This is a genomic window from Sporolactobacillus sp. THM19-2 (genome assembly GCF_004153195.1).
In the GTDB taxonomy this organism is placed as follows: domain Bacteria; phylum Bacillota; class Bacilli; order Bacillales; family Sporolactobacillaceae; genus Sporolactobacillus.
Genome location: NZ_SEMC01000002.1, coordinates 72,023 through 89,393, shown reverse-complemented (window position 1 = coordinate 89,393; position 17,371 = coordinate 72,023). Strand labels below are relative to the sequence as shown.

Sequence of the window (17,371 nt, the reverse complement as noted above, 5' to 3'; positions counted from 1 at the left end):
GGAGGTCCATTCATGAATAAGGGTTATATTACTCAGGTAACCGGACCGGTTGTCGACGTCAAATTCGACCGCGGCCAGCTTCCTGATATTCATAACGCTCTGACGGTTAATTATAAAGCGAAGTCCTCTGATGAAGCGGATATCCATCTGACGCTGGAGGTAGCCCTTCACCTGGGTGATGATTCCGTTCGGACCATCGCGATGGACTCAACGGACGGACTTGTCCGTGGTACGGATGTTGTCGACACGGGGGCACCTATTTCTGTTCCTGTCGGATCTGCTACGCTTGGACGTGTGTTTAATGTCCTTGGCGAACCCATTGACGGCAAACCGCTTGCTCCCGATGTACAGAAAAGTTCTATTCATAAAGAACCTCCGAAATTCGCCGATCTGTCGACGAAGACGGAAGTTCTTGAAACGGGGATCAAGGTTATTGACCTCCTGACCCCTTATGTCAAAGGCGGTAAAATCGGCCTGTTCGGCGGTGCCGGAGTCGGTAAAACCGTTCTGATTCAGGAACTGATCCACAACATCGCCGAAGAACATCACGGCGTGTCGGTTTTTGCCGGTGTCGGTGAACGGACACGTGAAGGAAACGACCTTTACTATGAAATGACCGACTCAGGCGTTATCAAACAGACCGCCATGGTTTTCGGTCAGATGAATGAGCCGCCGGGTGCCCGTATGCGTGTCGCCCTGTCCGGTCTGACCATGGCGGAATATTTCCGTGACGTTGAAAACCAGGACGTGCTTCTGTTTATCGACAATATTTTCCGTTTCACACAGGCCGGTTCTGAAGTGTCCGCGCTGCTGGGCCGTCTGCCTTCCGCCGTTGGTTACCAGCCGACGCTGGCAACCGAAATGGGCCGTCTGCAGGAGCGAATCACATCAACGAAAAAGGGTTCCGTCACCTCGATCCAGGCCGTTTATGTGCCGGCCGATGACTACACCGACCCGGCTCCGGCAACGACATTCTCACACCTGGATGCCACGACGAACCTTGAACGTTCACTGACTCAGATTGGTATTTATCCGGCCGTGGATCCGCTCGCATCAACATCCCGCGCGCTTTCACCCGACATCGTCGGCGAAGAGCATTATGCGGTAGCCGAACGGGTTCAGGAAACATTGCAGAAATATCGCGAACTGCAGGATATTATCGCCATTCTCGGTATGGATGAACTCTCAGACGAAGACAAGCTGACTGTCAGCCGTGCCCGTCGTATTCAGTTCTTCCTTGGCCAGAACTTCCATGTTGCCCAACAGTTCACCGGTGTCCCCGGATCTTATGTATCTGTTGAAGATACGATCAAAGGGTTCAAGGGCATCCTTGACGGCAAGTATGATGATGTGCCTGAAGAAGCATTCCGCAATACAGGTACAATCGAAGACGTTCTGGAAAGAGCGAAACAGCTGGCCTGATGCGCGACACATCGCCCGGGCCGGAAAAGGGGGCTGACAGATGAGCACTGTGCATACGGAGATCGTCACACCCGCAGGCAAAGTGTATGAAGGAGACGTCCACATGGTTTGCGTCCGGTCGGCAAACGGCGACATGGGCATCCTGCCCCATCACATGCCAATTGTCGCACCGCTCCAGATCGCTCTTGTTCGTCTCAAACACGAAGATGAAAAAATCACAGACTACGCCGCGGTCCATGGTGGCTTCATCCAGGTTAGCCGCGACCGCATCACGATTCTTTCGGAAGCAGCCGAAATGAAAGATCAAATCGACGTTGAACGTGCCAAAAAGGCTAAGGCTGAAGCCGATGCCGCACTCGACAGACTTCACGAAACCTCAGAAGGTTACTTTGAAGCCCGTCTGAAACAGAAACGCGCCGAACTTCGCCTGGAAACAGCCGCGATTGATGACACGGTTCCGAAAGTATGACGATATCGAAAAAAAGGAAGAGCCAACTGGCTCTTCCTTTTTTGTGCGCCGGATGAAAATTGTGGTGGCAGCCAGCCGCTTGTGGTGCCAGCTGAAAAAATTCAGGAGCGGCTGAAAAAGGAGGAGACCCGGCTGAAAAGTGGGTCCACCCGGCTGAATAAAGTTGAGAACCGGCTGAATTCCGGCCCGCTGGCTGAAAAAATTCAGGAGCGGCTGAAAAAAGTGGGGACCCGGCTGAAAAAGAGGTCTGCTCGGCTGAATAATGCTGAGATCCGGCTGAATTCCGGCCCGCTGGCTGAAAAAATTCAGAAGCGGCTGAAAAAAGTGGAAACCCGGCTGAAAAGTGCCGGTACCCGGCTGAATTCCGGCTCGCCGGCTGAAAAAATTCGGGAGCGGCTGAAAAAAGTGGGGATCTGGCTGAAAAAGAGGACCACCCGGCTGAAAAGTGCCGCGACCCGGCTGAATAATGATGAGATCCAGCTGAATTCCGGTCCGGCGGCTGAAAAAATTCAGGAGCGGCTGAAAAAAGTGGGGACCCGGCTGAAAAAAGTGGAAACCCGGCTGAAAAGTGCCGGTACCCGGCTGAATTCCGGCGCGCTGGCTGAAAAAATTCGGGAGCGGCTGAAAAAAGAGGAGACCCGGCTGAAAAGTGGGTCCACCCGGCTGAATAAAGTTGAGGACCGGCTGAATTCCGGCCCGCTGGCTGAAAAAATTCAGAAGCGGCTGAAAAAAGTGGAAACCCGGCTGAAAAGTGCCGGTACCCGGCTGAATTCCGGCGCGCTGGCTGAAAAAATTCGGGGGCGGCTGAAAAAAGAGGAGACCCGGCTGAAAAAATTCGGGATCTGGCTGAAAAGTGGGTCCACCCGGCTGAATAATGATGAGATCCGGCTGAATTCCGGCCCGCCGGCTGAAAAAAGTGGGGATCTGGCTGAAAAGTGGGTCAACCCGGCTGAAAAGGAGGACCGCCCGGCTGAATTGCGGCCCGCCAGGCCGTAATTCCATCCACCAACTGAAAAACCCAGCCCTTGCAGAAATATACCACCCCCAGGCCAACATTTTTCCTGGTTGATCCAGATCCACAGCTTTCACGCAAGAATCCAGTCCTGTAAATGTGAACAAAGGTTGAACTGAAAATAAAATGAACTGTAAAAATGGGAAAAAGGAAAAGGATTTTGTTCCTTCAGGTCGAATCTTGTAAACAGGGTCAAACAGGGTCGAATCTTACCTTATAGAAAGAGGTGAATGTATGAAGAAACCGTCTGATGAGTTGCCCTACCACGTTCGCCAGCTTCAGGCACTGGTGGCCAGATTCACCGGTCCGGCAAAGAAAAAAGAAGAATTACAGCAACAATTGAATTACTATCTCACTGGACACAGAGGCGAGAGGGAGGTGGATTACCACCTTAGTTATATGCCTCGCGACGACATAGCAATCATTAAGAATCTCAGATTGAATGATGGACTTCATCATTTTGAACTTGACCGGATCGTGATTACACCAGGTACCCTTCTGATGCTGGAAGTGAAGCACATTTCAGGTATAGTAAAAATTCACTCAAAATTACACCAGATGACACGTAAGACGCCCACTGGGGAGCTGCAACGTTTTTCAGATCCGGTCACTCAGGCTGAACGGCATTATAAGCAGCTGCAGGAATGGTTCCGTTACCGGAAATGGCCGAGTGTCCCTGTTGAAAAACAAATTATTTTCAGTTCCCCTAATGTGATTCTTGACGTCGAGGATGCCGATGAAAATTTTTTCAAAAACGCATGTCTCATCGAAAGAGTTCCCCAGAGACTCACTGCCCTGACACAAAAACACCCCCAACAGGTATTCACCCGATCCCAGATGATACGTATGGAAAAAAATTTAAATGATGCGCATGAAAAACTGGTGCAAAATGTATTTGAAGTCTATCACGTTCTCCCAAATCAGATTGTAACAGGTGTCCAGTGTCCCAAGTGTGAAAGATATGGCATGATATGGAAAATGGGACAGTGGCACTGTCCCATATGCCATCATCGGTCAAAAACGGCGCACGCAGAAGCGCTGAAGCATTACGCTCTGTTATTCAAATCGACAATAACAAATCAGGAATGCCGGGCATTCCTGAGAATAGCATCAGAATCGGTTACGAGAAAAATGCTGCAAAAAATGAACTTGCCGGCAACTGGCAGTACGAAAGGGACCCTCTATCATCTCCCGACATGATTCCATTGATCACGCAGGGCCCTGGCGGCATTCAGCGTATCATCCTGTGACCAGATTGCCGATATCACAGCCACGCCGTCGATGTCGTTCGGGTCAATCTGGTTGAGCGTTGACCGGTCGATCCCCCCGATTCCGACAATCGGCAGGCCGACCGCCTGGCGAATGGCATGCAGCACATCGGCCGAGACGCGTGTCGCGTCCGACTTCGAGCGGGTGGGAAACAGGCTGCCTGCCCCAATATAATCTGCACCGTCCTTCTCTGCCCGGATGGCTTCCGCAACGGTTGAGGCCGAGACGCCGACGATTTTTTCACTGCCGACCAGCTGCCGGACCTTGTCCGCCGGCAGGTCCTCCTGCCCGACGTGAACGCCGTCCGCGCCCGCAGCCAGGGCAATGTCCACCCGGTCATTGATAATCAGCGGCACATGGTAACGGTCGGCGAGGGAATTCAGCTTACAGGCTACCTCAAACATCGTTCTTGAAGAAGCTGTCTTTTCCCGCAACTGGAGCAGGGTGACGCCCCCGCGCAGCGCCTCCTCGACTTTCTGAAAATATAAATCTGCTGCTTTCGGATCAAACGGCCCGGTCACAAGATACAGGGTATAATCAGGATTCGACACGGCCATCTTCAATAGCCCCCTTTGAAAAGTCATGTGCATCAAGAGTCGAAAAGGCGTCAAACAGGCGCACTTTAAATGTGCCGATCCCGTCCGCGTCCGCAAGTAAGGCCTCCGCTTTTTCACCGGACAGCCCCATGGTTATGATCCCACAGACGGCCGCTTCCAGTCGGTCCTCGAGAACCCCGGCAAAGGCGGCGATCAGTGAGTCGGTCATACAACCGGTGCCGGTCACCGAAGCAAGCCGGGCGACTCCGTTATGCAGGATGAACGTCCGCCTGCCGTCAGAGACCGCATCCGCGGCTCCGGTAATGGCAATCACTGAACCGAGACGCCGCGCGAGGTCACGGGCAATTTTCCCGGCATGATCCATCCTGTCACCGGCATCCACGCCCCGGGATCGTGCCTCCATCCCGGCAAGCACCTTTATTTCCGACATATTACCGCATATGATGTCGGGATGAACGGCATCGAGGATCCTGAACACGGTCTGCCTGCGAAACGGCGTGGATCCGGCACCGACCGGATCGAAAATAACCGGCACCTGGCAGCGGTGGGCGGATTGCCCGGCGCGTATCATCGCGGTAATGGACGTTTCAGTCAGGGTGCCAATATTCAGCACGAGAGCTGAGGCCTGGGCGGCCATGTCCGCCGTTTCGTCCGGACTGTCTGCCATAACGGGGCTTGCGCCGACTGCGAGCGTGGCATTGGCACAGTCATTGATCGTTACCGCATTGGTAATGTGGTGAATCAGCGGGCGCTCCTCGCGAATTTTCAAAAAGCTGTGATACAACTTTTCTGCTGAGATCATTTCTGCAGCACCTCGCTTTCCGGATACCAGCGATAAAAGTGATGGGTTGGCCCAAATCCGTGGCCGAGCGAGAGGCTATGCTCGATAGCCCCCTGTACATAGTCCTTAGCCAGTCCGACAGCCTCTTTCAGCTGCTTGCCGCGTGCGAGGTAAGCAGCGATCGCTGAGGAGAGGGTGCACCCGGTCCCGTGGGTATTTTTCGTGTCAATATGCCGGCCTTCAAAGGTGTGAAACTGCCGGCCGTCATAGAAAACATCCACAGGTTCTTTGAGCAGATGTCCGCCCTTTACAAGCACACTTTTCGGCCCCATCTGAAAAATTTCCAGCGCCGCCTCGTGCATGCTGTCTATCGAGTCAATACGCCGGCCGACCAGTTTTGATGCTTCAAAAAGATTCGGCGTAACAACGGAAGCAAGCGGGAGAAGTCGGTCAGTCAGGGTCTTCCGGGCTTCCGGCTTCAGCAGGTCGTACCCGCTCTTTGAGACCATCACCGGATCAAGCACAATCCATCCCGGCTGATAAAAGCTGAGCTTTTCTGCAATCCGGTCAATCGCTCCACTGTTCGAGACCATACCGATTTTTACCGCACCGACCGGGATATCCTGAAAAACGGCATCCATCTGCTCACCGATTATTTTTGGTGAAAGATCCGCGACATCCCGCACGCCGAGTGTATTTTGCGCCGTCACGCTGACGATGGCGCTCATGCCAAAGACGCCGAGTGCGGAAAAAGTTTTCAGGTCGGCCTGAATGCCGGCACCGCCGCCGGAATCCGATCCGGCAATTGTTAAAGCTGTTCTCATTTTCTAGCCCCCTTTAAAAAATGTGACAGACGTGGATTCAAAGCGAAAGTTTTCAACAGGACACAGGCGATGAGACTGCCGCAGGTCGTTGACAGAAGAAACGGAATGACGAAAAATCCGGCGGCCAGATCCTGCCCGAGGACGAACCGGGCAATCGGAAAGGAAACCAGGGCGCCGAGGATACCGGTTCCAAAAATTTCCCCGACGGCAGCGGCGAACGGACTTTTGAGCCAGATGAACATCAGTCCGGCAAGAAGCGCCCCGATCATGCTCCCCGGAAAAGCAAAAATCGATCCGGTTCCCAGAAGGTTACGCAGGAGCGAGATGGCAAACGCATTGCCCACGGTATAGAAGGGACCCAGAATCACAGCACCAAGTACGTTAAGAATATGCTGAACAGGAAAAATACGCGTGACACCGAGCGGGATGTAGAGTATATGACCCGCAAGTGTACCGACTGCGACAAGCAGTGCGGACAGGGTCATCTTGTAAAGCGGTTTCATAAAGATCACCTCCAGACAGGCAGCGAAAGCGGGCGGCCATGGAAAAATGAAGCATATTGCAGGCACCGACAGAGACCACAAAGGACTTTCTCTAAACAAAAAACGCAGCCCAGTTACATCTGGTCTGCGTTTATCATCTGATTGAAGCATACTTCCCTACGCTGGCATCACCCAGATCAGGTTTAAAGGGTCAAAGACCTAGTGTCTTACTCTCAGCCGGCCGCCGGCTCCCCTAGTATAAGCATGAAATTGTTTACATATAAAACCTAACACAGCTCTTCGGTTTGTGCAATAGCTTCCTGATCACACATGCAGCGTATCGTCACCAGGCTGCCAGTTGGCCGGACACATGCCGCCGGTCTGCAGCGCCTGAAGAACACGCAGCGTTTCATCGACACTGCGGCCGATGTTGTTATCATTGACAACCGAGTAGCGCAGGTTGCCGCTGGGGTCAATGATAAACAGACCACGCAGGGCAACGCCTTCCTCTTCGATCAGAACGCCGTATTTTTCGGCTGCCTCATGGGTATGGTCGGCAGCGAGGCGGAAATTGATCTTACCGATTCCGCCCTCTTTGCGTGAAGTCTTCATCCACTGCTGATGGGTATAAATGGTATCGCAGGAGCAGCCGATAATGTCTGCGTTCAGTTTTTTGAAATCTTCATAGCGATCGCTGAACGCTGTAATTTCTGTCGGGCAGACAAAGGTAAAGTCCATTGGATAGAAAAAGAAAACCGTCCAAACGCCGTTCCTTATATTTTCCTCAAGATCCGCCTTTCCGAATGAACCGTCCGGATTGACGCAATCCAGTTTGAATTGTGGTGCCTTTGCACTGACTAATCGTTCCGCCATATGGAAAACCTCCTATATAAGATGCAGGGGTTGTTACACTCCCTGTATTCTGTTTTAGCACAAAAAAAAGCAGATGGACAACGATATGAAACCGTTCTGAACTGATTAAATTTTCATTATGTAAGAGATAATTCGGAATAAACGATTATCGAAAAAAGTATGGTTATTTTATGGAAACCGCGTTAAAATATTCACAAGGAAAGGTTTATTTTAGATTAAATTTATGTTACAGGAATATGACAAGCAGGTGATGGATGCGGACCCCGCCTCCGCCCGAGAAGTGCGGATATCACAGCATACGGGGCAGGTGACAGAAATAATGAGTCAAGTCGGTTTACAGGCGCTGATCAGTCTGTTCGTTCACATCGTTGTCTTCATTTTAACCTGGTGGGCCCTTCAGAGCCTGAAATTTGACCTTTTATTCAGACATCCGAAAAGTCTGCAGGCACGAATGCTGTATATTCTGCTGGCCCTCGCCGTCAGTTATCCGGTGGCCCGCTTCTTTCTGGACTACGTCAACTGGTCGATGACTTTGCCACAGATCTACGGCTAAAAGTGAAACAGATGTTGCAAGAGCGCGAAAAATAACGAAAAGTACCACGTATGCCCTTCTCTCTTGGCAGGCAATACTGAGAACAGGAGAGGGGCGCAAAACGATGAAGAAAAAAGTCCTGTGTATCATCTTTTTAAGTCTGCTCCTGCCGGCCTTTCCGGCAGGTGCTGAGAGCGTAAAGAAGGATATCGATCCGATTGACCGGGTGGCGCTGTTTGCTGAAACACTTGACAGGCAGGCGACGGTAACCGGGTGGAATGTTTATGCCCGCGAGCAGCAGGCAGACCTGATGACTGAAACGGAATTCGCCCAAAGAATCGAACAAATCAGGGAAAAAGAGCCCGAATACGCGTGGCACATGGAGAAAAAGCAGCACGGCGTGATCAGCTGGACAGGATCGAAAGAAAAGTCCGGTCTGAAAACCCGTGTGTCTTATATGGCCTGGCCGGCTGGAAAGTTATACAGGATAGGTATTATTTACCAGTCCGGAGCGGGCGCATTCAGCCGCCCGCAATGGACAGAACAGGAGCGAAACATTCGCGACGATATCACAAAAATTTTCCTTTCGCAAGGGCATATTTTCTCTTGTGTCAGAGCCTACAGCAATGATAAAATGGAGTCTGGCTTACGCGAGGCCGGAAATGACTTTCTGAGGACTTTTTCCGCCGGCGCGACCGAGGCTTTTTACGAAAAAACCTTTGTATCAATTTCAGCATATACTAGGGCATGGAACGATAGCATAAATTCTGGAAATAAGAAAATGAACATTCAGGTTGCACTGCGGGATGACAGAGACCGGACTGTTATCACCGTCGGCACACCAATCATCACGCAGGAGTACTGATGATCAGATTTAGCATTCAACGCGGCACGGTTGTTCCGGATGAGCGAAGAGATATAAATGGACGCGGAGGGGAAAAGTTTTGGAGAAGATTATTGTTCACGGAGGCAGACGGCTATCCGGATCAGTTGAAATTGAAGGCGCTAAAAATGCCGTACTCCCGGTTATTGCCGCATCGATGCTGGCGAGTGAGGGAACAAGCAAAATATATAATGTACCGGAACTTGCTGATGTATACACAATTAATGAAGTTTTACGTTATTTAAACACGTCGGTTAATTATCAGAATAAGACCATCATGGTGAATGCCGCAGCAGAGCCCTATACAGAAGCCCCTTTTGAATATGTTCGGAAAATGCGGGCCTCATTCCTCGTCATGGGGCCGCTTCTGGCGCGGGTCGGGCATGCAAAAATTGCCCTGCCCGGCGGATGCGCGATCGGGTCCAGGCCGATCGATCAGCACTTGAAAGGCTTTGAAGCCATGGGGGCAAAAGTTCGTATCGGCAACGGCTCCATCGAAGCAGAGGTTGAAGGCAGACTCAGGGGAACCGTGATTTATCTCGACTTCCCGAGTGTCGGTGCCACGGAAAACATTATCATGGCCGCATCTCTCGCGGAAGGGGAAACCGTGCTTGAAAATGCCGCCTGTGAGCCGGAAATCGTCAACCTGGCTGAATATCTGAATGCCATGGGTGCCCGTGTCAGCGGGGCCGGAACCGGCAGAATCACAATTCATGGTGTGAAAAAATTGCATGGCGCGGAACACACGATCCTGCCTGACCGGATCGAAGCCGGCACGTATATGATCGCGGCAGCGATTACCGGCGGCAATGTGCTGATTAAAGATTCGGATATTAAAGACCTGCGTCCGCTGATTGCCAAACTGCGTGAAGCCGGTGTAGAAGTTAACGAAGAGCCGGAAGGAGTCCGGGTCATTGGTACGGACAGTCTGAAGGCCGTTGACATCAAGACCATGCCGCACCCCGGTTTCCCGACCGACCTTCAGCCGCAGTTCATGGCACTGATGCTGAAAGCAAAGGGGACATCCGTAATCACTGAAACTGTCTTTGAAAACCGTTTCATGCATGTCGAAGAATTTCGCCGCATGAATGCCTCGATTAAAATTGACGGACGTTCAGCCGTCATCAGCGGGGACTGTGACCTGCAGGGTGCCGAAGTGGCCGCAACAGATCTTCGGGCCGGGGCGGCGCTGGTCATTGCCGGACTGGCTGCCAGTGGCTATACCCGGGTCAGAAGATTGCACCACATTGATCGTGGTTATGTGGATCTGACCGGGAAACTTCGGGCGCTTGGCGCAGATATCGAGCGTGTCCGTCTCGGTGAAGATGGACAGCTGATCCCTGCAACGGCCGAAAGTGAATCACCGCAGCGCAGCGTCAAACCCAAATTTGCCTGAAATCCGGTTCATTAAAAGAACACCCGGGGCGACAGCAATCGCCCTTTTTTCATGTTTTAATTTGCTGAAAGATCAGCGAGGCTACATTATCTATTTCGGCTATCATGGCCGATTTTTTTATACCCTTCTCCGGAAGAAGCGGAAATTCCTTCCTGTCCCGCGAAAAAAAGCATAACCTGATAAAACGGAACATATCATGAACGCGGAACGTCAGGAGGCGGAATGGGCGGGTTGAAAAAAACCACTGCGCTCAATGAGGATTGTATGTCATTTGAATTTTTTTATACCCTTTTCATGGCGGACCGGCGGGTTCTGTCTTCCGGTAAACAGGCATAGGATATCTAAAGAAAAGCTGGTGTTTCTTACAGCGGAACAAAATCCGACCACCGGAGGAGACCCATGAAAAAAATCGCCACACTGCTTATCATCTGTGCACTCGCCGTACTGATCATTCCTTCAGCGGTCGTCCTGCCCTTCTCCGGTCAATCGAAAGAACAGGTTCAGGACATTGCTGCCTCTCCGGTCAGCCGGTCCACAGAATCACAGACGGTGGCCCGGCCGCCGGCCATTACGGTTTCCGTTGTCCGTTCGGAAACAAAACATACGGAGCGCATCGTGCTCGATGATTATCTGATCGGTGTCGTTGGCTCGGAAATGCCGCCGAAATTCCGCCTGGAAGCTCTGAAAGCACAGGCGCTCGCCGCCCGCACCTACATTATGGCCCGGATCATGGAAAATCCGGAGGCGAAGGTCAGCGACACGGTGGCCAATCAGGTGTACCACAGCACGGCGGAATTGAAACGCCTGTGGGGTAAGGATTACGCCTGGAAAATAAAAAAAGTGAAGCAGGCGGTCAGCGACACGGAGAATCAGGTCATTACTTATCAGGGGAAACTGATCTCGCCTGTTTTTTTCTCAACAGCCAACGGCCGGACGGAAAATGCCAAAGATTACTGGTCGGGAGACGTTCCCTATCTGAAGTCTGTTGCAAGTCCCTGGGATCAGCTGTCGCCGAAATTTCACAATGAGAAAAAATTAAGCGTTGCCGAAGTGGAGCAGGCACTCGGCGTTTCACTGGGAAAACGCAGTGCCGGGAAAACGCTTGAAAAAACAGAGACAGGTCGTGTGGCCCGATATCAGATCGGCGGCAAAACCTTCACAGGCCGGCAGATCCGGGAGAAGCTCCGGCTGAGCTCGACTGACTTCACCCTGAAAAGAAAAGGGAATACGGTGACAGCGCGTACCGTCGGCAGCGGGCATGGTGTCGGCATGAGCCAGTATGGGGCGGAAGGGATGGCCCGTGAAGGAAAGAAGGCCGACCAGATCGTGACCTATTATTATCCGGGAACCCGGATCAGTAAGATGACGATTCGGCCGAATGAGGCTCTTGTCCGGAAATAAAGTGAAACGTCAATCAAGGGGGGGTTCGACGCACAGGGACGTGCCTGAGCAGGCGTTGCGACGGGGACGCCCATAGAGCGCCTCATCCGGAGTATCGACCCCCGCCAATGTGTTCGTGCAGGCGTACAGGCCGCCCTCGTTTTTAGTCTGCGCGCAATCCAAGCAAATCGTCGACCCCATCGGACTGCTGCGGGCCACCTGAGCATGCATAACCCTGGGGGTATGGCCCGCTTAGGCGGGATAAATCTCAGAAAATAGCTATTTTATCCGGCAAAAAGCAATTTTTTAAGAAAACAGGTATAGATCACCGGCAATCTGATCAGAATGATTGCTGAGGTGATATTAAGTGACAGAAAACAAAGACCAGAAGAAGCTGCAGGGAAAAGAACAGTCCGGCCTGCGCAGACTTGCCGGACGGCGATGGTTCTATCCCGCACTCTATCTGTGCGTGGCCTCTCTGATTCTGACCGGCATTCTCTTTTTTCAGATGAGAGGCGCCGATCAGGCGAAGGACACCGAAGAACAGAACCGTGTCGTTTTCAACCAGGATGATCCGTCCGCTCCGCTGAATGCGGGTGAAGAAGTCTTCGAATGGCCGGCCGCAAAAGCCGACACCGAAGTCATTCAGCCGTTCTATGATGCAGACGGGACCGAACAGGAACAGCAAGCCGCTCTCGTAAACTATGACAACACATACGCCCAAAATACAGGCATCAACATTGGTGCGAAAGATGAACAGGCTTTCGCGGTCAACGCGGCGATGAGCGGCAAAGTAACAGAAGCAAAGAAGGACAGCCTCCTCGGCTACACCGTGACACTGAAGCATAAGAACGGCGTTGAAACGCTTTATCAGAGTATGACCTCACTCGACGTCAAACTGGGACAGGAAGTCAAGCAGGGTGAAACCCTCGGCACTGCCGGCACATCGGCATTTAACAAGCCGATGGGGGTTCACGCCCACTTCGAAATTCGTAAGAACGGCATTCCGGTAAACCCCGAAGTCTACATGGACAAGGCAGCATCAGAAGTTAAAGCAGTAACTGTCGGTGCTCAGAAGACTTCAGGTCAGCCGTCTGCCGCAGAAAAAACGAAGTTCGAAGAAAAGGCACCGGAAGCCCCGGCAAAAAAGGAAGCCCCGTCCAAATCCGAGGAAAAGGGCAAATCCGACAGCAGCAAGTCAATGGAAAACCGGTCTGAAGGCGAATCCATCGACCAGAGTGAAAACTGATCCCCTGAACACAAGTAAATACCAACATTCGGCGATACGCAGAACGCGTATCGCTTTTTTGCATTAATTCTACCAAAATGTTTGTAAATAGTTGATATCTTGACAAAAGTAAGGGATTATGTGAAAAAGGAGAGAATATACTTTCACATTGTCTTAGTTCTGTTCATGAGCAGCATAAACAAACTTACACAGCCTCAGTGCAGCCCGAGGAGGAATTGACTGTTGAATCAGGGGGCCTGGTGGATGCGGTAACATCCACTTTGCGTTCGACAGTAGAGAAGCAGATGAAACTGGATGATACAGACCGGAGAATACTGGATTGTCTGACTCAGGACGGAAGAATGTCATATGTCGACATTGGGAAAAAACTGAACCTGTCAAGAGTAGCCATTCGGGAACGTGTACATCAAATGTTAAAAGACGGAATTATCGAGAAATTCAGCGTGGTCATTAATTCTGAGCTTGCCGGGAAGACGGTATCCGCTTTTTTTGAAGTGGAATGCGAACCTGCAGCCTTGATTTCTGTAGCCAGAAAACTGGCCGGCAATCCGAGCGTCGCCAGCTGCTATCAAATGACAGGGCCGAGCATGCTGCATGTGCATGTTCTTGTTGAAGATTTCCATCAGCTGGAAAACTTCACAAATAAAGAGTTGTATTCAATGAAGGGGATAACGAGAGTAAACAGTCACATTTTGCTGCGGAGGTTCAAAAGCCGGACAGGCTTGAAACTGTAAAACCGGAACATATGGAAACCAATAAGCATGAAGGGAAAGGTCCAAAGTTCAGCAGGGCTAAAAAAGCCATTATAATTTTTTGAAAAATGTATTGAATCATAGAACATAAAGTCATATAATCAGAACTAATGATTTTACATGTGTTAATATTTATGACATGTTTAATTAATAATAGACACATAATGTCATAAATTGGTTCCGTTTGTTACTTTATATGTTCTATATCCTGTCTAATAGTTAACGAAATATTATGATAAAGGAGCTTATCAGGGATGTTTGATTTTGAGTATCAGCCATTTTCCTCAAGAAGAGCACCGGTTTTCGGAAATAAAGGAATGGTGGCAACAGCTCAGCCGCTTGCTGCACAGGCCGGCCTCGATATCCTTAAAAAAGGAGGTAACGCGATCGATGCAGCAATAGCGACAGCAGCCTGTCTGACCGTTGTTGAACCCACCTCCAATGGGATCGGAAGTGATGCATTCGCTCTGATTTGGACAAAGGGGAAGCTCCATGGATTAAATGCCAGCGGGGTTGCTCCAGAGTCGATCTCAATCGATGCGATCAAACGGAGAGGATACAATTCAATGCCCGCACACGGATTCGAACCAGTCATGGTCCCCGGCGCTCCCTCAGCATGGGCAGCCTGTTCGGCTAAATTTGGCAGACTACCATTGACGGAGGTGTTAAAACCTGCCATCGAATACGCAAGGAAGGGTTATCCACTCTCGGCAGGTCTCGCGAAGTATTGGAATATCTCTTATAAAAAATTTAAAGCGTCTTTTCACAATAAGATGTTTGAGCCCTGGTTCAGGACTTTTGCGCCGGATGGACGGGCACCGAAAGCGGGCGAATTATGGCGTTCCCCCGATCATGCACGGACACTTGAATGCATAGCGGAGACCGGGGCAGAAGCTTTTTACAAAGGCGAACTTGCCGAGAAAATAGACAAATTTTCAAGAGAAAACGGCGGCTTCATCCGAAAATCCGATCTGGAAAACTATCATCCGGACTGGGTCGATCCCGTTTCCATCAATTATCGAGGGTATGATGTCTGGGAATTGCCGCCGAACGGACAGGGAATTGTGGCACTGATCGCCTTAAACATTCTGAAAAAATTGAACTATCCGGATCAGAATTTAATAGAAACATACCACAAACAAATAGAAGCACTGAAACTTGCTTTTTCAGACGGGAAAAAATATATCACCGACCCACGTGACATGCACGATGAAGTCTCCGCGTTACTGTCAGACGAATATGCTCTTGCCCGCAGCAAACGGATAGGAAGCGAGGCCCTGGAGCCTCTGCCCGGTACCTTACCCAAAGGGGGAACTGTTTATCTCGCTGCAGCTGACGGCGAAGGCAACATGGTCTCGTATATTCAGAGCAATTACATGGGCTTCGGCTCCGGACTGGTCGTTCCCGGGACCGGCATCGCCCTGCAGAACCGGGGCCATACCTTTTCCCTGAACCCTGATGACGCGAACGCACTCGCCCCGGGGAAGAAAACCTATCATACAATTATACCCGGCTTTCTGACCAGAGATGGTGAAGCTGTCGGCCCGTTCGGTGTCATGGGCGGGTTCATGCAGCCCCAGGGCCACCTGCAGGTACTCACCAACACCATTGATTTTCACCTGCACCCGCAGGCGGCACTCGACGCGCCCAGATGGCAATGGATGAGCGGACAAACCATTCTGGTTGAGCCGACCTTTCCTAACCCTATTGCTCAGGCACTGGCAAGACGGGGACACGATATCAGAGTAGCCACCGATTCCGGATCGTTTGGGCGCGGCCAGATCATCTGGCGCAACAATCAGACCGGCGTGCTCGTCGGTGGCACTGAATCCCGGGCGGACGGGGTGGTAGCCGCCTGGTGATGTCCGGCATGCAGTCATTAAGTTTTTAATTTTCAGATTACCCATGCAATTCATATACAGGGAGGATCAACAGAATGAGATTAAGACTGAAAAGTTTCCTTATTTTATCATTAACTTTCCTGCTTGTCATCGTTTCAGGATGTGGAAGCAACAATGGCGACAATGGAGAGTCTGCAACCGGCACAACAAAAAAACAACTGGTCATTGGACTGGACAATGATCCGCCGCAGCTTGATCCGCAAAAATCATCGGCGGCAGTTGACAGACAGGTTTATCAGAGTATTTACAATTCACTGGTAGACATTGATAAAAACGGGAAAATCGTACCTGAGCTGGCAACCAGCTGGAAAATATCAAAAGACGGAAAGACTTATACATTTGATCTGAGAAAAGATGTTAAATTTCATGATGGAACAGCGTTTAATGCGGAAGCTGTAAAGTTCAACTTTGAAAGAGAACTTGACCCGAAAATGGCTTCTCCGAGACTTTCAGAAATTGGATTAATCAGCAAAGTAACAGTGCTCGATGATTACAGAGTTCAGTTAACGCTGAAGCAACCCTTCTCGCCGCTTCTGGCTATTTTAACAGACCGTTCGGGTATGATGCTCTCGCCCACAGCAGTTAAAAAAGAGGGGGAAAACTTCTCAAACCATCCAGTCGGAACAGGTCCTTATCAGTTCGTTGAACGAGTTAAACAGGATCATATTACGGTTAAAGCATTCAAAGATTACTGGGGCGGCAAGCCGAAAACACCAACGATTGTCTATCGTCCGTTCGCCGATGGCAACGTGAGATTAACAAACCTGACTTCAGGTAACCTGGACCTTGTGAATACTGTTGACTACAAAGATATTGATACAGTTAAGAAAAATTCAAATCTCAAAATCGATGAAAAAGATGCCATCGGGTTCCAGGGGCTTGTGTTGAATGTGCATCGAGCACCGCTGGATAATGTAAAAGTACGTCAGGCAATTAATTTGGCCATCGACCGTAAATCTATAGCAAAGGTTATTTTCCATAATTATGTAACCCCGGCAACGAGTCCGATTCCAGCGGGAAGCTGGGCACATGACTCGAGTATAAAAGTACCGGACGGAGACGTGACTGAAGCGAAACAGCTTATCAAGGAATCAGGGTTGAAAAATATTCATTTCACACTGAAAATACCGTCTGGAAGCGCGCAGAATCAGCAATTGGGACAGATGATTCAATCAATGCTGAAAAACATTGGCATCACAGTCAAACTGGAAATGGTTGAATTCGGTACGATGATTCAGCAGGGAATAGAACATAATTTTGATGCGATCAACATCGGCTGGAGCGGCAGAATTGATCCGGATGGAACAATATACTCCTGGTTCATAACAAATGGCGGAAATAACGATATGGGATACTCAAATCCACAGGTGGATAAATGGCTGAACCAGGCGCGTTCGGTTACTTCTCAGAAGGAACGCACACAACTCTACCATAAAATTTCACAACAGTTGTGGAAAGACGCGCCATACATTTCTATCTATTATCCGAATGACTTTAAAGCGATGAAGAAGAACGTTGATGGATTTGTACATTATCCGGATACAATGATTCGTCCTGATACCATTTCATCTAAATAACAGCGGGGAGGA

Annotated in this window: 17 protein-coding genes and 1 riboswitch; of the genes, 12 read left to right on the top strand and 5 right to left on the bottom strand. The window is 50.4% G+C overall.

Translation table 11 applies throughout. The features are described 5' to 3' along the window. Positions 1-12 precede the first annotated feature (12 nt). From atpD to EWH91_RS02260, 4 genes are all read left to right on the top strand, one after another. On the top strand, positions 13-1,422 hold the full coding sequence (gene atpD, locus EWH91_RS02275; RefSeq protein ID WP_129928401.1) for a F0F1 ATP synthase subunit beta: 1,410 nt from the start codon (positions 13-15) through the stop codon (positions 1,420-1,422). A 40-nt stretch (positions 1,423-1,462) separates the two neighbouring features. Beyond that, a complete protein-coding gene (atpC, locus tag EWH91_RS02270; protein ID WP_129928400.1) occupies positions 1,463-1,891 on the top strand; it encodes an ATP synthase F1 subunit epsilon in 429 nt (142 codons plus the stop codon). 81 nt (positions 1,892-1,972) lie between these two features. After that, positions 1,973-2,887: a low molecular weight phosphatase family protein gene (locus EWH91_RS02265; protein ID WP_129928399.1), complete on the top strand. Its 915-nt coding sequence runs from the start codon at positions 1,973-1,975 to the stop codon at positions 2,885-2,887. 250 nt (positions 2,888-3,137) lie between these two features. Continuing rightward, positions 3,138-4,103, top strand: a complete 966-nt coding sequence (locus tag EWH91_RS02260) for a nuclease-related domain-containing protein (protein WP_129928398.1) — start codon at positions 3,138-3,140, stop codon at positions 4,101-4,103. Here EWH91_RS02260 and thiE read toward each other — a convergent pair. The 5 genes from thiE to EWH91_RS02235 form a co-directional block, all read right to left on the bottom strand. Further along, the gene (gene thiE / locus EWH91_RS02255) at positions 4,088-4,729 is read right to left on the bottom strand and encodes a thiamine phosphate synthase (RefSeq protein WP_129928397.1); all 642 of its coding nucleotides are present in this window, start codon (positions 4,727-4,729) and stop codon (positions 4,088-4,090) included. The two genes, EWH91_RS02260 and thiE, sit on opposite strands and share 16 nt — an antisense overlap. After that, positions 4,710-5,531: a hydroxyethylthiazole kinase gene (gene thiM, locus EWH91_RS02250; RefSeq protein WP_129928396.1), complete on the bottom strand. Its 822-nt coding sequence runs from the start codon at positions 5,529-5,531 to the stop codon at positions 4,710-4,712. The genes thiE and thiM overlap by 20 nt, the downstream gene beginning before the upstream one ends. Continuing rightward, positions 5,528-6,334: a bifunctional hydroxymethylpyrimidine kinase/phosphomethylpyrimidine kinase gene (gene thiD / locus EWH91_RS02245; protein ID WP_129928395.1), complete on the bottom strand. Its 807-nt coding sequence runs from the start codon at positions 6,332-6,334 to the stop codon at positions 5,528-5,530. The genes thiM and thiD overlap by 4 nt, the downstream gene beginning before the upstream one ends. Further along, positions 6,331-6,837: an energy coupling factor transporter S component ThiW gene (thiW, locus tag EWH91_RS02240; RefSeq protein WP_129928394.1), complete on the bottom strand. Its 507-nt coding sequence runs from the start codon at positions 6,835-6,837 to the stop codon at positions 6,331-6,333. The genes thiD and thiW overlap by 4 nt, the downstream gene beginning before the upstream one ends. A 136-nt stretch (positions 6,838-6,973) precedes the next feature. Beyond that, positions 6,974-7,081, bottom strand: a riboswitch (TPP riboswitch). Between the two features lie 59 nt (positions 7,082-7,140). Then, positions 7,141-7,689: a peroxiredoxin gene (locus EWH91_RS02235; RefSeq protein ID WP_129928393.1), complete on the bottom strand. Its 549-nt coding sequence runs from the start codon at positions 7,687-7,689 to the stop codon at positions 7,141-7,143. A gap of 319 nt (positions 7,690-8,008) precedes the next feature. On the opposite strand from EWH91_RS02235, the gene EWH91_RS02230 reads away from it, so the two are divergent. The 8 genes from EWH91_RS02230 to EWH91_RS02195 all read left to right on the top strand — a co-directional run bounded on the left by EWH91_RS02230 (position 8,009) and on the right by EWH91_RS02195 (position 17,359). Then, on the top strand, positions 8,009-8,242 hold the full coding sequence (locus tag EWH91_RS02230) for a DUF1146 family protein (protein WP_129928392.1): 234 nt from the start codon (positions 8,009-8,011) through the stop codon (positions 8,240-8,242). Between the two features lie 103 nt (positions 8,243-8,345). Beyond that, positions 8,346-9,086 (top strand): YwmB family TATA-box binding protein, encoded by a 741-nt coding sequence (locus tag EWH91_RS02225; RefSeq protein WP_129928391.1) that lies wholly within the window; start codon positions 8,346-8,348, stop codon positions 9,084-9,086. A gap of 79 nt (positions 9,087-9,165) precedes the next feature. Next, positions 9,166-10,500 carry a UDP-N-acetylglucosamine 1-carboxyvinyltransferase gene (gene murA, locus EWH91_RS02220; protein WP_129928390.1) on the top strand — a complete coding sequence of 445 codons (1,335 nt, stop codon included), beginning with the start codon at positions 9,166-9,168 and terminating at the stop codon, positions 10,498-10,500. A gap of 399 nt (positions 10,501-10,899) precedes the next feature. Further along, positions 10,900-11,901, top strand: a complete 1,002-nt coding sequence (spoIID, locus tag EWH91_RS02215) for a stage II sporulation protein D (protein WP_129928389.1) — start codon at positions 10,900-10,902, stop codon at positions 11,899-11,901. 346 nt (positions 11,902-12,247) lie between these two features. Beyond that, positions 12,248-13,129, top strand: coding sequence for a stage II sporulation protein SpoIIQ (gene spoIIQ, locus EWH91_RS02210; RefSeq protein ID WP_129928388.1), 882 nt, complete (start codon positions 12,248-12,250; stop codon positions 13,127-13,129). Between the two features lie 284 nt (positions 13,130-13,413). After that, on the top strand, positions 13,414-13,863 hold the full coding sequence (locus EWH91_RS02205; protein WP_129928615.1) for an Lrp/AsnC family transcriptional regulator: 450 nt from the start codon (positions 13,414-13,416) through the stop codon (positions 13,861-13,863). Positions 13,864-14,135: 272 nt separating this feature from the next. Next, a complete protein-coding gene (locus tag EWH91_RS02200; protein ID WP_129928387.1) occupies positions 14,136-15,743 on the top strand; it encodes a gamma-glutamyltransferase family protein in 1,608 nt (535 codons plus the stop codon). A gap of 74 nt (positions 15,744-15,817) precedes the next feature. Beyond that, positions 15,818-17,359 (top strand): ABC transporter substrate-binding protein, encoded by a 1,542-nt coding sequence (locus tag EWH91_RS02195; RefSeq protein ID WP_129928386.1) that lies wholly within the window; start codon positions 15,818-15,820, stop codon positions 17,357-17,359. The last annotated feature ends 12 nt before the right edge of the window (positions 17,360-17,371 follow it).

Coding starts and splice junctions, on each gene's coding strand:
- atpD (WP_129928401.1), top strand. CDS start 13: ATGAATAAGGGTTATATTACTCAGGTAACCGGACCGGTTGTCGACGTC.
- atpC (WP_129928400.1), top strand. CDS start 1,463: ATGAGCACTGTGCATACGGAGATCGTCACACCCGCAGGCAAAGTGTAT.
- EWH91_RS02260 (WP_129928398.1), top strand. CDS start 3,138: ATGAAGAAACCGTCTGATGAGTTGCCCTACCACGTTCGCCAGCTTCAG.
- thiE (WP_129928397.1), bottom strand. CDS start 4,729: ATGGCCGTGTCGAATCCTGATTATACCCTGTATCTTGTGACCGGGCCG.
- thiM (WP_129928396.1), bottom strand. CDS start 5,531: ATGATCTCAGCAGAAAAGTTGTATCACAGCTTTTTGAAAATTCGCGAG.
- thiD (WP_129928395.1), bottom strand. CDS start 6,334: ATGAGAACAGCTTTAACAATTGCCGGATCGGATTCCGGCGGCGGTGCC.
- thiW (WP_129928394.1), bottom strand. CDS start 6,837: ATGAAACCGCTTTACAAGATGACCCTGTCCGCACTGCTTGTCGCAGTC.
- EWH91_RS02235 (WP_129928393.1), bottom strand. CDS start 7,689: ATGGCGGAACGATTAGTCAGTGCAAAGGCACCACAATTCAAACTGGAT.
- EWH91_RS02230 (WP_129928392.1), top strand. CDS start 8,009: ATGAGTCAAGTCGGTTTACAGGCGCTGATCAGTCTGTTCGTTCACATC.
- EWH91_RS02225 (WP_129928391.1), top strand. CDS start 8,346: ATGAAGAAAAAAGTCCTGTGTATCATCTTTTTAAGTCTGCTCCTGCCG.
- spoIID (WP_129928389.1), top strand. CDS start 10,900: ATGAAAAAAATCGCCACACTGCTTATCATCTGTGCACTCGCCGTACTG.
- EWH91_RS02205 (WP_129928615.1), top strand. CDS start 13,414: ATGAAACTGGATGATACAGACCGGAGAATACTGGATTGTCTGACTCAG.
- EWH91_RS02200 (WP_129928387.1), top strand. CDS start 14,136: ATGTTTGATTTTGAGTATCAGCCATTTTCCTCAAGAAGAGCACCGGTT.
- EWH91_RS02195 (WP_129928386.1), top strand. CDS start 15,818: ATGAGATTAAGACTGAAAAGTTTCCTTATTTTATCATTAACTTTCCTG.